Here is a 14590-nt window from a genome sequence, read left to right on the forward strand (position 1 = left end):
CTCAGGCAGTGGCGGTTTCAGGGCTGCCGGCGCGCATGGCGGCGGCGATGCATTCGGCGGTGCGGGCGGCCGAGGCGGTCATGATGTCGAGGTTGCCCGCGTATTTCGGCAGGTAGTCGCCCAGTCCTTCCACCTCGAGGAAGATCGAGACGCGCTTGCCGTCGAACACCGGGCCGTTCTTCAGCGTGTAGCCGGGCACGTACTTGCGCACCTCGGCAATCATGTCGTGTACCGACGCGGTGATCGCCGCAACGTCGGGCGCGTCTTCGGTCAGGCAGTGGATGGTGTCGCGCATGATCAGCGGCGGCTCGGCCGGGTTGATCACGATGATGGCCTTGCCCTGGCGCGCGCCGCCCACGGCCTCGATCGCGCCCGCGGTGGTGCGGGTGAACTCATCGATATTGCGGCGCGTGCCGGGCCCGACCGAGCGCGACGACACCGTCGCCACGATCTCGCCGTACGCCACCGGCTGCACGCGCGACACCGCATACACCATCGGGATGGTGGCCTGGCCGCCGCAGGTGACCATGTTGACGTTCATCTCGTTGCTGCCGATATGGGCCTCGAGATTGACCGGCGGCACGCAGAACGGCCCGATCGCCGCCGGCGTCAGGTCGATCACGCGCACGCCGCGCGCGGTCAGCTTGGCCGAGTGCTCGGCGTGGACGTAGGCCGAGGTGGCATCGAAGGCGATGCGGATATCGTCGGCCTCCAGGTGCGGCAGCAGGCCGTCGATGCCGTCGCTGGTGGTCTTCAGCCCCAGTTCGCGCGCGCGCGCCAGGCCTTCGGAGCCCGGCTCCACGCCGACCATCCAGACCGGTTCCAGGATGTCGCTGCGGCGCAGCTTGTAGAGCAGGTCGGTGCCGATATTGCCGGGACCGATCAGGGCGCATCGGATCTTGTTCATGGTGGTTTGGGATCGCAGGGTCAGACAGTCAGGAGAACACGGCGGCGCAGCCGCCGATGCCGGTGATATGCATGGACAGGCGGTCGCCTGCCTGCACGGGAATCAGCGCCGCCAGCGAGCCCGACAGGATGGTCTCGCCCGCGAGCAGGGGAATGCCGTAGCTGCCCAGGGTATTGGCCAGCCACGCCACCGCGTCGGCGGGATGGCCCAGCGCGGCGCTGCCCAGGCCGGTGGCGACGCATTCGCCGTTCTTGTCGAGCGTCATCGCGCACGCGGCCAGGTCCACCGCATGCGGGCTCACGCGCTCGTCGCCGAGCACATAGACGCCGCACGAGGCGTTGTCGGCAACGGTGTCCTCGATGCGGATGCGCCAGTCGCGGATGCGCGAATCGACGATCTCGAAGCAGGCCGCCACCGCCTCGGTGGCATCGAGCACGTCGTCGCGCGTCACGCCCGGGCCGCGCAGGTCGCGCCGCAGGAAGAAGGCGATCTCGCCCTCGGCGCGCGGCTGGATCAGCGACGCGGCGGGAATAGGCTGGCCGGCGGCGTAGTGCATGCTCTGCAGCAGGATGCCGAAGTCGGGCTGGTGCACGTCCAGCATCTGCTGCACGGCGGCGCTGGTCACGCCGATCTTCTTGCCGGTGACGCGGTCGCCGGCCGCCAGCCGGTGGGCGACAAAGCCCTGCTGGATGCGGTAGGCGGCGCTGACATCCAGCGCCAGGCCGCGCCCGCTGAGCGGCGGCACCGGCGTGCGCGTGACCAGCGCCTGGTGGAGTTCGTTGCTGAGCGTGGTGATCAGGTCGGCATTCATGGCGGAAAAGAGGGCGGTCCGCGCGGCCATGCAGGCGGCGCGGACCGGGACGAGGGGTCAGAACGAGTACTTGGCGTTGAAGGCCACGTAGTCGCGATCGGCCAGCGGGCGGTTGACGATATTGGCGCCGCCGATGAACGCGGCGTAGGTCAGGTTGAGCTCCAGGTTGTTCAGGTACTTGAAGGTCAGCCCGACGCTGGCGCGCTTGTCGCCATAGCCCATCAGCGTGCCGAAGGCGCCGGCCACCGCCGACCTGCCGCTGAACTGCTGCGCATAGGTCAGCGGCACGGTGACGTCCCAGCCGTCGAACACGTTGTTGTAGGTCAGCGACCAGCCCACCTGGAACGCCGCCGAGTTGCGCGTGTTCGACAGCTTGCTGAAGCCCATCACCGGGTCCACGTCCAGCACGTGCAGGTACGAGACTTCGCCCAGCAGCGACTGCGAATCGGCCAGGAAGGTCGGCCCCACCGAATAGATCGCGGACAGGTTGCCCTGCAGCGCCTTGCCGCGCGAGGCGGTGGGCGACCCCGCCACGTCCACCAGCATCGGTATGCCGTCCTTGTAGCTGACTTCACCGGCGACGTTGGCGCCGAGCAGCTGCGTCGAGAAGCTGGCGCCGGTCAGGTTGATGCCGCCGTAGAACTTCTGCTGGTACTGCAGCGTGGGGAATAGCGAGGTGACCACGCTCGGGTTCTTGTCGTGGTAGCGCAGCTGGTAGATCCCGATCTCGGTGTCCTCGAACACGCGGAAGCGGGCGCCGACACCCCACTGGCCCCAGTCGGACGGGCGGATATCCGGACCGCGCGGGATGTTGAAGCCGGGCCCGATGATGAACTCGGCGCCGGGCCCGACCACGTCGGTGGTGCTGAAATAGCTGCCCGGGGCGAACATCTGGTTCGGCTTGTAGGTGAACTGGTAATAGCCCATCACGCTGAACGTCGGCGTCACCTGCAGCTGCAGCGAGGCCTGCGGCACCGGCAGCAGGATGTCCTTGACCTCGGCGCCGGGCACGAAGGCCTTGGTGGCATCTGCGGGCCCTTGCGCGCCGGCGATGTTGGCGAAGAACAGGCTCTCGCCCCACGCCACCACCTGGTTGCCCAGCTTGAAGCTCAGCTGCGTGCCGCCGATCGGCGTGGCGCCGTAGACATAGGCGTCGAGCAGCTGCGCGCGGTGCTCGTGGTAGTCCTTCGCCGACTCGGTGAACTGGTTGAACGGCCCGCTGTGGTTGACCGTGAAGGGCGCGTTGTTGGAGTTGGTGCCGCTGTAGGCCCAGTCGTAGAACACGCTGCCGCGCAGCAGCGCACCGAATTCGCCCCGCTTCAGGTGCGCCTCGCCCAGCAGCGAGACGCGGTTCGCGGTCATGTCGCCGCGCTTGAAGTTGCGATCGCCGTCGTCGCCGTTGATATTGGCCGGGCTCAGCAGCGCGTCGCTCTGGCGGCCGGTGCGCAGCGCCGCGCCGTAGGACGCGGTGACGCTGTAGTCGAGCGTGGTGTCGTTGCCGAAGTCGATGGTGTCGCCGGCTTGCGCGGGCTGCGCAAGCAGCGCGGCCAGCGCCGTCAGGGCCGCTGCCGCGGCGATGGGCCGCAGCCGGTTGCGGCGCTGCTGTGGCCCGCGTGGTGGTTGGTGCATGGTGGTCTCCCCGTGAAATCGGTGTTGGTTCATTGCCTGGCACTTCGATCGGCCCTCGCCTGGACGAGAAGCGTAGAGAGGGGGAGCCATGCACAAATCGGCAGAACGGACTAGGCGCTTACCCTACGGGCAGCGGCTCAGGTGCGGCTCAGGTGCGATTGATCGAGGCTGCTTCGAGGAAGGCCGGCCGCTCGCCGCCGCCATCGATGACGAGATTGGCGCCGCTCACGTACGAGGCCTGCGGCGACGCCAGGAACAGGCAGGCCGCGGCGATGTCGTCCGGCAGCGCCAGCCGGCCCAGCGGCACCGTCGCCGCCATGCTGCGCAACGCCGCCGGGTCGCCGTAATGCTGCTGCTGCGAGGTATCGGTCAGCACCATGCCCGGGCTGACCGCGGCCACGCGCACGCGCGGCGCCCATTCCACTGCGAGCGTGCGCACCGCATTGAGGATGCCCGCCTTGGCGGCGCCGTAGGCCGCGGTGCCGGGCGACGGGCGCAGCGCACTGACGCTGCCCACGAACAGCTGGGTGCCGCCGCCGGCCTGCTGCTGCATGCGCGCATTGCAGCGCCGGGCCAGCTGCAGCGGCGCCACCAGGTTGAGCCGGATCACTGACTCGAGCAGCCGCGGCGAGGCGTCGGCAACCAGGGCGAACGGCGCGCCGCCGGCGTTGTGGACCACCACGTCCAGCGTCGGGCTGGCCTGTGCGATCTGCGCCAGCATGGCCTCGGCCTGCTCCAGGTCGCGGATGTCCGCGGCAATGAAGCGGGCGCTGCGGCCATCCGCGGCCGGCAGCTCGCTGTCGTCGGCGGGCGCGGTGCGGCCGCATACGAAGACCTGCGCGCCGGCCCGCAGGAAGGCCTCGCTGATGGCGCGGCCGATGCCGCGCATGCCGCCGGTGACCAGCACGGTCTGGCCGGTGTAATCGAATCCTGTCATGGGCTTGCCCCGTTTTGCATGGAGCGCCCATCGTAGGAGAAGTGGCGCGGCGGCTCGTAGTCCGAATGAACGATGCCCGCGGCGGTGGCGCTGCGCAAGATGCTGGCAAACCTAGGGAGACGCCCTCATGTCCGCTACCTCGCAGCACACGTCCTCGACACCCTCGTCCACGTCAACCAAGCCAGCTTCGCTCCACCCCAACCTGCCGGTGGGGCGCTTCATCACTACCGCCAAGGGGCTGCGCCTGCACTGCCTGGACGCCGGCGCCGGCGAGCCGGTGGTCTTTATCCACGGCAGCGGACCAGGCGCGAGCGGGCACAGCAACTTCCGCCACAACGTGCCGGCGTTCGCCGCGGCGGGCTTGCGCACCGTGGTGGTGGACCTGCCGGGCTACGGACTGTCGTCCAAGCCGGACGATATCGAATACACGCTGGACTTCTTCGTCGCCGCGCTGCGCGAGCAGCTGCTGGCGCTGGAACTGCCGCGCTGCGTGCTGGTGGGCAATTCGCTGGGCGGCGCGATCGCGCTGCAGTACGCGCTCGATTACCCCGAGCATGTCAGCCGCCTGGTGATGATGGCGCCCGGCGGCGTGGAAGAGCGCGAGACCTATTTCGAGATGCCGGGCATCCAGCGCATGGTGTCGCTGTTTACCGGCGGCCACATGAACCCCGATACGATGCGCCAGCTGCTGCAACTGCTGGTGCACGACGCCAGCCTGGTCACCGACGCGCTGGTCGACGAGCGCATGGCGGTATGCCGCGAGCAGCCGCGCGAGGTGCTGGCCACCATGAAGGTGCCCAACCTGACCGCGCGGCTGGGCGAGATCCGCTGTCCGGTGCTGGGCTTCTGGGGCACCGAGGACCAGTTCAATCCCGCCTCGGGCGCGGCGAAGTTCCTGAGCGGCTGCGCCGATGCGCGCTTTGTCATGATCAATCGCTGCGGGCATTGGGTGATGGTCGAGCACGCGGCGTATTTCAACCGCGAATGCCTGGGCTTCCTGGCCGATACCGCCCCGGGCGGCGCGGCATAATTGCCTGCGCCCACACGATAAATACCAAGGAGACATCATGGATTACCCGTATGACCTGTTCGGCCTGCGTGGCAAGGTGGCGGCCATCACCGGGGCCGCGCGCGGCATCGGCGCCGAGACCGCGCGCATGCTTGCGGCCGCTGGTGCCAGGGTGGCCGTGCTCGACGTGCTGGAAGCAGACGGCAAGGCCACGGCCGAAGCGATCTGCGCGGCCGGCGGCGAGGCCGCGTTCTGGAAGCTCGACGTCACCCGCGAAGACGAGGTGGCGCGCGTGTTCACCGAGATCGCCGAGCGCTTCGGCGGCCTTGGCATCCTGGTGAACAACGCCGGCATCGAGGGACCCAATGCGCCCACCCATGAACTGGCGCTGGAGCAATGGCAGCAGGTGATGGCGGTGAACGTGACCGGCACCTTCCTGTGCACCAAGCACGCCATCGCGCATATGGAGCGCGCCGGCGGCGGCGCCATCGTCAATGTGTCGTCGATGTACGGCATCGCCGGCGGGCCGGACGTGCCGCCGTATCACGCATCGAAGGCGGCGGTGCGGATGATGGCCAAGACCGACGCGCTGCTGTACGCGGGCAAGAACATCCGCGCCAATTCGATCCATCCCGGCTTTATCCGCACGCCGATGCTGGAACACGTGGCGCAGGCCTCGGGGCAGGGCGAGGGGCTGTTCGACTACCTGGGCGGGCTTACGCCCGCGGGCAAGGTGGGCCAGCCGCGCGACATCGCGGCGGGCATCCTGTACCTGGTGTCCGACGCGGGACGCTACGTCACCGGCGCCGAACTGGTGATCGACGGCGGCTACACCGCACGCTGACACCCACGACCCGGAGAATCCCATGCCCCAGTCTCCCGATAGCGCCGCGATGAAGGCGACGCTGCTCGCCTATGTCGAGCGCTTCAATGCCGGCGACGCCCAGGGCGTTGCCGCGCTTTACGCCGACGACGCCACCGTGGAAGATCCCGTCGGCGCGCAGCCCATCGTTGGCAAGCCCGCCATCCTCGCGTTCTACCAGCACGCCACCGCGCTGGGCGCGCGGCTGGAGGTGGTGGCGCCGCCGCGCGGCTCGCACGGCAATGCCGCCGCGCTGACCTTCGCCGTGCATGCGCGCCTGGAAGGGCGGCCGGCGCGCATCGACGTGACCGACATCATGAGCTTCGGCGACGACGGCCGCATCCGCAGCATGCGCGCCCACTGGGGCCCGGACGACGTCCATTTCGTGTAAGCGCGCCGCGCCGATGGCCCGCCACACCCGCGAGGATGCCGCCGTCACGCGCGCACGCATCCTCGCCAGCGCGCAGCAGCTGATCCGCCACCGCGGCCTGCACTGCGTCACCGTCGACGACGTGGCGCGTGCCATCGGCATGACGCGCGGCGCCGTCTACGGGCATTTCCGTTCCCGCGCCGAGCTGCTGGGCGCGCTGCTGTCCTGCGCCGAAGCCGACTTCGCCGCGCGGCTCGCGCCGCTGGCGCAGGGTGGTGCCGGCCCGGACGCATTGGCGCAGGCATTGCAGGCCTTGCTGCACGGCGACGAACTCGCGCGCCATGTCAGCCTGATTGCCGCGCTGCTGCAGCACAAGTGCGGCGAAGCGTGCGAACTGTGTCCGCTGCGCGAGCGCGTGCTGCGCGGCGTCGAGTCGCTGCGCGTCACGTTCGCGATGCTGTTGCCCACTCCGGACCTGGCCGGCCTGCTGGTGGCACACCTGTGGGGCCTGCTGGGCGCGCACGCCATGCATCTGGCGCCCGCAGGGCTATCCGGCAGCGCCGCCGCGCTGGCCCGGCTGTATCAAGGCGGGCCGGCGCTGTCCGGCGCGCGCGCTTCCTGTCGATCCCACGCCACTTCCGGCCCCGCGCTGATGCGGGATACCCCTTAGTCTGCTCGGACGAAGAGCTCCGGCGCGCCGCTGACTACGATGCTTTCAATAGCCCGGATAAAAGCAGGGCAAGCGGAGGAGACAGCGATGAAGCGGCTCGGATTTCGTTGGGCGGCAGGCCTGGTCGGGGCTGGCGCTGCCATGGGCGTGGCCTGGGGGCTGGCGATGGATGCCGGCCAGGACGATCGGCCCACGGTGACACTGCACTCCGCCGAAGCCGTCCTGGAGCGCTGCGATGACGCCTGCGTGCGCAGCCGCGGCGCCGCGGCGCTGGTGGTGCTGAGCCAGCGCCCGCCGCAGTAACGCAGTGACGCTGTGAGTCCGACCCCGTGACCGGCCCGGGCTCCGGGCCGGCCGCGCGCCGCCTGCTCAGTTGCGGCTGGCCTGCCGCTGGGCCTGCAGCGCTTCCGCGCGCGCCTTGACGTCGCGTGCCACCTGGTCGAAGCCCTGCTTCACCCAGGCACCGTGCTCGCGCATGATGGTCTCGGCATTCAGGCCCAGGAACAGGTCGGTGGTGAAGTAGCGGCTGCGTCCCGGGCCGATCGCTACCAGGTACTGGTCGCGCCGCGCGGCGTCCTTGTTGTCGTCGGTGGGGCGCTGCTCCCACGACAGCAGCCGCTCCGGTTCCCACGCTACCAGGTACTCGTTGACCGGGATCACCTGGTCGGTGCCGGGAATGCGCACCTGCATGTGCACCATGTCGCCGAGCCGCCCGGTGGTCTCCAGCCCGGGACAGAACGTGTTCCATTCGCCGTAGCGCGCAAAGTCGGTCAGTACCTCCCACACCAGCGCTGCCGGCGCCTCGATTTCTACCTGGATCGACGTCACCAGATTCTCGGCCTTGGCCATGTCTCCTCCTTCATCAAAGTCATTGGGAAGGGAAACACTAGAGCCACCCGCCGGCGCGCCGCATACCCCGAACGGACGAGTCCGGGTGGACGAAGGCGACGCCATCGCGCTGATGCAAATTGAGGCTGGCCCCGCGCTCGCGCTGTCCGGCGGCGGCGATGCGCGGCGGGGCCGCATTTCTCCATCTGCTGTGAGCTTGGGCCGGCCATCGGCGATGGCCGGCTTTTCTTTGGGGGCTCGCGGCGCACCGGTGGGCCCGCGCGCAGCGCCCGCAGCGTTTCATCCCGGACACATACCTCGGTCATCCTTCGAGCGGATTTTCCATTCCATTCCCGCCAACTAGATTGGGTTCATCGATGGCGCCTTCGCAGCCGTCGACCTTTACGACCGCAGAGTCCGAGGAAGGGGAGCCCATGAAAAACGCCCACATCAAGCTGGCCGCCGTGCCATTCGCCTGCCTTGTCATCACGCTCGCCGGCTGCGGCGGTGGCGGAGGGGGCGACTCCCCGTCTACCAGCGCCGCTGCGAGCCCGGGCACTTCAACGGGCACTTCAACGGGCACGTCGCCTGGCACTTCGACAGGCACGTCGCCAGGCACGACCACCGCGCCGACTACGCCCGCTCCGGCCGCGGCAACGACCAGTGCCATGCTGTCCGGCACCACCGACCCGGGACCCGAGATCGGCAAGGACGGGGACTACTACCTGAACACCGTGACGTGGATGATGTTCGGGCCCAAGGCCAATGGCGTGTGGCCCGCAGGGGTCTCGCTCGCGGGTCCGGGAGGCAATACCGGTGCGGCGGGGAGCACCATCCTGTCCGGCTCGGTCGATCCGACCGACAGCGTCGGCAACAACGGCGACTACTACATCAACACCTCGACCTCGACGCTGTTCGGCCCCAAGGCCAACGGCACGTGGCCGGCGGGCGTGCCGCTCGGCAGTGCCACCGGCACGCCGCCTCCCAGCGGCGGCACGGTGCTGTCGGGTACCGGCGCGCCGGCGAACAGCCTCGGCAACAATGGCGACTACTACCTCGACACCAGCACCTGGACGCTGTACGGGCCCAAGGCAGACGGTGTATGGCCGGCAGGGGTCTCGCTGGTCAGCCAGTCGGGCGGCAGCGGCGGCACCGGCGGCACCGGCGGCACCGGCGGCACCACGGTCGGCAATGGCGGCCATGTCCTCTACGGCAGCGGCGCACCGACCGACGACATCGGCGTGAACGGCGACTTCTACTTCGACACCACCACGTGGACGATGTACGGTCCCAAGCAGGACGGCAAGTGGCCGACGACGGGCGTGACCATGGCCAACGGCACCGTCTACAACGGCAACTTCAACGTGCCGGATACGCTCAGCCGCGGCCGCTATGCCATGACCGGCGCCGGCGGGGCGGTAGCGCTGCCGTCGGACTTCGGCGTCGTGATTCCCTACGATTGCACGCGCGTCACGCTTACGGCGAGCACGCTGGGCAAGGTGCAGGGCACGCTCGACATCTCGGTGCACAAGGTGAGCGGTTCCGGGGCTTCGGTGGTGCTCGCACAGGTCAGCGACCTGAGCTGCAAGATCACCAATGGCCTGCAGAACTGCAGCAAGGAGGCGCTGGCCGGGACGGTTACCCATGGCGACAAGCTGCAGGTGCAGGTCGACAACAACCAGGCTACCGATTGGGGTGGCCTTGCCGTGAACCTAGCCTGCATCAAGTAGGCGGGACCGGCGGCGGGGGCATGGTCTCCCGCCGCCATCTTCTGCGCAGACAGCAGACGGCGTGAAGCCGGTGACGGCGTGGGCAGGTCGCGCCACGCCGGCTCGGAACACCACGCGGACCTGCATTCCAGCCTGCGCCCGGGCAGCGAAGCATGCTTCGCCTGATCCCGCACCCCAGGCCGGCGCCGCGCGAAGCGCGGTTCGCCGCCGGCCGCCGGGGGCTTTCCCAATATCTTGCCTTTTCAGGGACTTAGACCTTCTGCGCGGGCTGGCACGGCGCGTGCACAAGGTGGTCACGCGAGTTCCGCTGCGGCTCGCCAACCTAACCTGAAAGGAGCTGCAAATGCACGATATCGGGACTTCCAGGCCGGGCGGTTGGGGCACCGGCTACAACGAGCTCGAACAGGAGCTGGCCTCGGAGCTGATGGAGGCGGGCGAGCTGGGCCAGGAACTCGGCGGCATGGCGACGGAGTTCGAAGGCGAATTCGAGGGCGAGGGGGAATTCGAGAACGAGTTCGAGCAAGAGGTCTCCGGCGAGATGCAGGAGATGGAACTGGCGGCCGAGCTGCTGGCCGTCAACAGCGAACAGGAAATGGAGCAGTTCCTGGGCGGCCTGGTGCGTTCGGTGGGGCGCGCCGCCAGCAGCTTTGCCAGGTCGTCGGCGGGCAAGGCGCTGGGCGGCATCCTGCGTTCGGCGGCCAAGGCGGCGTTGCCGGTGGTGGGCAGCGCGCTCGGCAACCTGGTGGTGCCCGGGGCGGGCGGCGCGATCGGCGGCAAGCTGGCCAGCATGGCCGGCAGCGCGCTCGGTCTGGAGCTCGAGGGCCTGAGCAACGAGGACCGCGAATTCGAGGTGGCGCGCCGCGTGGTCCGCATCGGCCAGCAGGCGACCCGCAATCTGCTGACCATGCCGCGCAACGTGCCGCCGTCGCGTGCCGCGCGCGCGGCGTTCCTGCAGGCTGCGCGCCAGGTGGCGCCGGGGCTGTTGCCCGCCATGCGCACGATTTCGCAGAACGGCGTGGCGGCGGCGCGGCAGATGGGCACGGCGCCGATCTTCGGGCCGGCGGCCAGCGGCGCTGCCGGGGCGCAGCCGGTGGCCAGCCTGGCCGCGGCGGTGCGCAGTCCGTATGCGGGCTACGCCAATGGCGGCGCGGGGTCGTGCCCGTCGTGCGGCAACGGAGCCGCGCAAGGCGGCCTGGCCGCGGCGGCGCTGCCGATGGGCGGGCAGTGGCGGCGTTCGCGCAACGGGCGCGCGCTGATCCTGTACCTGGCACCGCCTCGGCCGATGTTCTGAGCCGTCCCCATCCGCCTTCGACCTTCGCGCTACGACCCCGAGGCCGCCGTCATGAACGCTTGTGCCAACGCCCTGCGGTTGCTGGAACAGGAGGTGCTCGGCATCCGCGCCCGCCTGGACGCGCAGCTGCCCTACGCGCTGCAGATGCCGATGGTCCCCGCCGCCAATATCAGCGACGAAGCCATGAGCGCCATCGAGCGCCATATGCAGGCGGCGCGGCACCAGCTGCGCCGGCGCATCGGGCGCTTCCTCGGCGCGCTGCGCGCCGCGCGGCCCGAACCCGCCGCGGTGGCGCGCGCACAGCAGCGCTACGCCATGCTCAAGCTGTATTTCCACGCCGCGCTCACGCATTTCGAGATCTTTGCCGAAGTGCTGACGCAACGCAGCCAGCATGGCACCGGCGTATGGCTGGCGGGGCTGGACGTGGCCGCGCGCGACGGGCTGCGGCAGCCCGGCGTGGCGATCGACCTGCCGCAGGTGATCTGCTATGTCGAGCGCGGCCATGGCGGCGCGATCCGGCGGGCGCGGACGCGCCTGCCCGGTGGCGGCGCCAATCCGGTGGCGGTGATTCGCATGCCGCGTGAGCGCATGGTGGGCACCGGCCTGGCCGCGTCCCTGTTCCACGAAGTTGGCCACCAGGCGGCCGCGCTGCTGGACCTGGCCAATGCGTACCGCCGTGCCGCCGCAGGCGGCCAGCGGACGCTGCGGCTGGTGTCTGGCGGCGCCGGTGCGATGCGGAGCGACAGGCCAGCGGCGACGGCGCCGCCGCAAGTCTGGCGCGCCTGGGAGCGCTGGATCAGCGAGATCGTCGCCGATCTGTGGGCGGTGTCGCGGGTGGGCATCACCGCCACGTGCGGGCTGATGAGCGTGGTGAGCCTGCCGCGCGCCTTCGTGCTGCGCATCAACCTCGACGACCCGCATCCGGCACCGTGGATCCGCGTCAAGCTGTCGGTGGCGATGGGCCGGGCGTTGTATCCGCATCCGCAGTGGGATGCGCTCGAGCAGGTGTGGGAACGGCTCTATCCGCGCTGGCAGATGAGCGCCGCGCAACGGCGCGCGTTCGCGCAGCTGGACCAGTCGATCCCGGCGTTCGTGACCAGGCTGCTCGCGTTGCGCGCGCCGCGGCTCGGCGGGCGCACGCTGGGCCAGGCGCTGCGGCTGCCCGGCCGCGATCCCGCCAACCTGTTGCGGCTGTGGCGCCTGGTGCGGTCGCGCCCGCACCAGTACCTGGCCGATACCCCGACGCTGGCGTTCGCGGTGCTGGGGCAGGCCCGCTACAGCGGCCTGCTCGCGCCAGACGTCGAGTTGCGCACCATCTCGGCCTTGCTGCAGCGCTGGGCACTGGCCGGCTATCTGCCCTGGAGCGCCGGCAGCGCGCAGCTGAGCGAGGCGCTCAACCAGCGACGGCAGCCGCTGCGCATGCCAGTCGCGGCCTACGCGTGATTTGCTGAAGGAGAACGTGATGAACACAAACACGGAGTCGGGTCGCGTGGAGTACGCGCTGGTGCCGACAGGCAATACCGACGGTGACTGGCACTATGACTTCACCAGGCTTACCGAGGGCCACAAATACCTGAAGCTGGCGGTCTACGCACGCGAAGGCGAGCCGCGCGAGATGGAGCAGCTGCGCCTGAAGCCCGGCACCGAGGCCAGGCTGGAGATCCGCGTCGGGCCTTCGGACGCCTGGAGCCAGCGGGAAGAGGGTCTGTCCGCGGCGCTCGGCGAGGTGGCGCGCACCATGCGCAAGCTGGCGGCGCTGGGCATTCCGGACGATATGCTGTTCGATGCTGCCGCGAAGCTGGGCGGCCGGCGCGAGGTCACTGTGCCGGGCCGGCTGAAGGCGCCGCCGTACCCTGACGCCGGCGAGGGCGCCGAACCGCAAGGCGACGAAGCGAGCGGCGCCGAGGTCGACCCCATCGGGGCGCGTTCCGGCCCGGTGGGAGTAAAGGACTACCACGAGCCGTCATTCAGCCTCAAGCGCACCTCGCGCGACCTGACGGGGGACTGGGCGCTGTGGCTGCTGATCAAGCGCAACGCGGACATGCTGAGCTGGGCGAACTACGCGCGCCAGGTGGACCTGCTGTTCTTTGGCACCAGCCCGCTCCCCGCCCGCGCCGGCGCACCCGCCGGCCCGGCGCTGTACGACGAAGCCGCGCGGCTGAGCCGGCGTCGTTTCCTGCCGTTCTCGGACACCGACGCCTACCGCGCGCTGAAGGTGGCCACCGAGGCCTTCGTGGTGACGTGGGGCGCCGTGGTGCCGTCCCCGCACGACAGCGGCGCCATCGCCAGGCTGCTGCGGACCGATGAAGCGGCGATCCGGCTGGCCAATGAACGGCTCGGCTTGCGGCTGGAGCTGGCACAGGTGGAGGACATCGCCAGCCAGTATTTCGGCAAGAACGGGTCGCCCACGCTGCCCTACCTGGAGCGCGTGGTGCAGGGCTTGCAGGGCACCGACGCGGGGCGCACCGTCGACAGCATGCGCGAGTCCTTCGCGCGTTCCGGCGCCACGGAACCCGCCATGCATCCCGCCGAGCCGCTGTCGGAATCGCGCGAACTGGTGCCGCGCGACGACGGCCCGTGCGGCGACGGCTGCCTGTGGCTGCAGCACTGGAACAACGACATCTCGGCCAAGCTGAGCGCGCCGCCGCTGATCGAACTGATCTGGAGCTACTGGATGGAGGAGCTGCAGCTGGTGCAGACCATGAACGCCATCTCGCGCCGCTTCCAGAATCTGTCCGGCGGGCCCAGGGACCCGCTCAACCAGCTCGAGCTGGATCCGCTGCGGCCGGTGAGCAACATCATCTGGGGCTGGGTACAGGATGAGCAGCACCGGCTGCCGATCGAGCGGCGTGCGGCCGAGTATCTGCACGAGTATGGCTTCCGCCTGTTCGGGCGCGCGGTGCCACGCATCCAGCCGGCCGACAGCCGCAGCAAGTTCCTGGGCGCGTTCCATACGCTGCTGAACCTGTGCGTGCCGTTCTTCCGGCAGGCGGACGATACCACCGTGGTGCCGGATGGCTTCCCGCTGCTGAACGCACTGCGCGAGGTGCACCTGATCCTGTCCGAGGGCGCGCATAACCAGTTCGGCGACCTGCCGACCACCTCGCGCATCGAGATGATGATGCAGCAGTGGATCCTGGCGCGACCGGAGTTCCGCGAGTTCCTGCCGCGGCGCTCGATGATCGCGTATCCGGAGCCGTGGATGCACTCGGTGGAAAGCATGCGCAAGCTGCAGGGGTGGGGCGACACCAACACCTACCAGTTCTGGCAGCTGGCCACCACGGGCGAACAGATCGTGTCGTCGATCCGCTGGAGCGACTGGAATTCGGTCACGGATCCGTCCAACGCGGCGAACTGGGCGGCGTATTTCCGCCCCGAGATCCAGACCTATATCCACTCGTACCGGGCCGTCACCGGCGTCGACATCGGTGCCGAGCCGGTCGACGTGCAGGTGCCGGGCATGCACCTGCTGCGCCGGCTGCAAGAGCACCGAGGTGCGCGGGTGGGCTGAGCGTGGCCCAGCGGGAACGGCAGCGACAGCGAGGA

General features: G+C 69.6%; 15 protein-coding genes. 9 read left to right on the forward strand and 6 right to left on the reverse strand.

Features of this window, described 5'->3' with window-relative positions; genetic code table 11:
- Window position 1 precedes the first annotated feature (1 nt).
- The 4 genes from AC3FMM_RS01690 to AC3FMM_RS01705 all read right to left on the reverse strand — a co-directional run bounded on the left by AC3FMM_RS01690 (window position 2) and on the right by AC3FMM_RS01705 (window position 4284).
- The gene (locus AC3FMM_RS01690; protein ID WP_115712352.1) at window positions 2-907 is read right to left on the reverse strand and encodes an acetaldehyde dehydrogenase (acetylating); all 906 of its coding nucleotides are present in this window, start codon (window positions 905-907) and stop codon (window positions 2-4) included.
- A gap of 28 nt (window positions 908-935) precedes the next feature.
- On the reverse strand, window positions 936-1718 hold the full coding sequence (gene dmpE / locus AC3FMM_RS01695; protein WP_115714199.1) for a 2-oxopent-4-enoate hydratase: 783 nt from the start codon (window positions 1716-1718) through the stop codon (window positions 936-938).
- Between the two features lie 57 nt (window positions 1719-1775).
- Window positions 1776-3347, reverse strand: a complete 1572-nt coding sequence (locus AC3FMM_RS01700; RefSeq protein WP_115712354.1) for a DUF1302 domain-containing protein — start codon at window positions 3345-3347, stop codon at window positions 1776-1778.
- Between the two features lie 148 nt (window positions 3348-3495).
- Window positions 3496-4284 carry an SDR family oxidoreductase gene (locus AC3FMM_RS01705; RefSeq protein ID WP_488686028.1) on the reverse strand — a complete coding sequence of 263 codons (789 nt, stop codon included), beginning with the start codon at window positions 4282-4284 and terminating at the stop codon, window positions 3496-3498.
- Window positions 4285-4411: 127 nt separating this feature from the next.
- Here AC3FMM_RS01705 and AC3FMM_RS01710 point away from each other — a divergent pair, with 127 nt between their 5' ends.
- The 5 genes from AC3FMM_RS01710 (at window position 4412) to AC3FMM_RS01730 (ending at window position 7498) form a co-directional block, all read left to right on the forward strand.
- Window positions 4412-5314: an alpha/beta fold hydrolase gene (locus tag AC3FMM_RS01710; RefSeq protein WP_488686029.1), complete on the forward strand. Its 903-nt coding sequence runs from the start codon at window positions 4412-4414 to the stop codon at window positions 5312-5314.
- A gap of 37 nt (window positions 5315-5351) precedes the next feature.
- On the forward strand, window positions 5352-6137 hold the full coding sequence (locus tag AC3FMM_RS01715) for an SDR family NAD(P)-dependent oxidoreductase (RefSeq protein ID WP_115681741.1): 786 nt from the start codon (window positions 5352-5354) through the stop codon (window positions 6135-6137).
- Window positions 6138-6159: 22 nt separating this feature from the next.
- Window positions 6160-6546 (forward strand): nuclear transport factor 2 family protein, encoded by a 387-nt coding sequence (locus tag AC3FMM_RS01720; RefSeq protein WP_115699735.1) that lies wholly within the window; start codon window positions 6160-6162, stop codon window positions 6544-6546.
- A 13-nt stretch (window positions 6547-6559) separates the two neighbouring features.
- Window positions 6560-7195 carry a TetR/AcrR family transcriptional regulator gene (locus AC3FMM_RS01725; RefSeq protein ID WP_115712361.1) on the forward strand — a complete coding sequence of 212 codons (636 nt, stop codon included), beginning with the start codon at window positions 6560-6562 and terminating at the stop codon, window positions 7193-7195.
- An 87-nt stretch (window positions 7196-7282) separates the two neighbouring features.
- Window positions 7283-7498: a hypothetical protein gene (locus AC3FMM_RS01730; RefSeq protein ID WP_018005122.1), complete on the forward strand. Its 216-nt coding sequence runs from the start codon at window positions 7283-7285 to the stop codon at window positions 7496-7498.
- A gap of 66 nt (window positions 7499-7564) precedes the next feature.
- Here the strand turns inward: AC3FMM_RS01730 and AC3FMM_RS01735 are convergent, their stop codons facing one another.
- Window positions 7565-8044 carry an SRPBCC domain-containing protein gene (locus AC3FMM_RS01735; protein WP_326347891.1) on the reverse strand — a complete coding sequence of 160 codons (480 nt, stop codon included), beginning with the start codon at window positions 8042-8044 and terminating at the stop codon, window positions 7565-7567.
- 301 nt (window positions 8045-8345) lie between these two features.
- On the reverse strand, window positions 8346-8693 hold the full coding sequence (locus tag AC3FMM_RS01740) for a hypothetical protein (RefSeq protein WP_240987734.1): 348 nt from the start codon (window positions 8691-8693) through the stop codon (window positions 8346-8348).
- Here AC3FMM_RS01740 and AC3FMM_RS01745 point away from each other — a divergent pair.
- The 4 genes from AC3FMM_RS01745 (at window position 8692) to AC3FMM_RS01760 (ending at window position 14555) form a co-directional block, all read left to right on the forward strand.
- On the forward strand, window positions 8692-9753 hold the full coding sequence (locus AC3FMM_RS01745) for a hypothetical protein (protein ID WP_326347892.1): 1062 nt from the start codon (window positions 8692-8694) through the stop codon (window positions 9751-9753). The genes AC3FMM_RS01740 and AC3FMM_RS01745 overlap by 2 nt on opposite strands.
- A gap of 343 nt (window positions 9754-10096) precedes the next feature.
- Window positions 10097-11044, forward strand: a complete 948-nt coding sequence (locus tag AC3FMM_RS01750; protein ID WP_116313500.1) for a hypothetical protein — start codon at window positions 10097-10099, stop codon at window positions 11042-11044.
- Between the two features lie 51 nt (window positions 11045-11095).
- The gene (locus tag AC3FMM_RS01755) at window positions 11096-12487 is read left to right on the forward strand and encodes a hypothetical protein (RefSeq protein ID WP_115712369.1); all 1392 of its coding nucleotides are present in this window, start codon (window positions 11096-11098) and stop codon (window positions 12485-12487) included.
- Between the two features lie 19 nt (window positions 12488-12506).
- A complete protein-coding gene (locus tag AC3FMM_RS01760) occupies window positions 12507-14555 on the forward strand; it encodes an 8-amino-7-oxononanoate synthase (RefSeq protein WP_116313501.1) in 2049 nt (682 codons plus the stop codon).
- The last annotated feature ends 35 nt before the right edge of the window (window positions 14556-14590 follow it).

The sequence above is a fragment of the Cupriavidus sp. 207A1 genome (assembly GCF_057798955.1).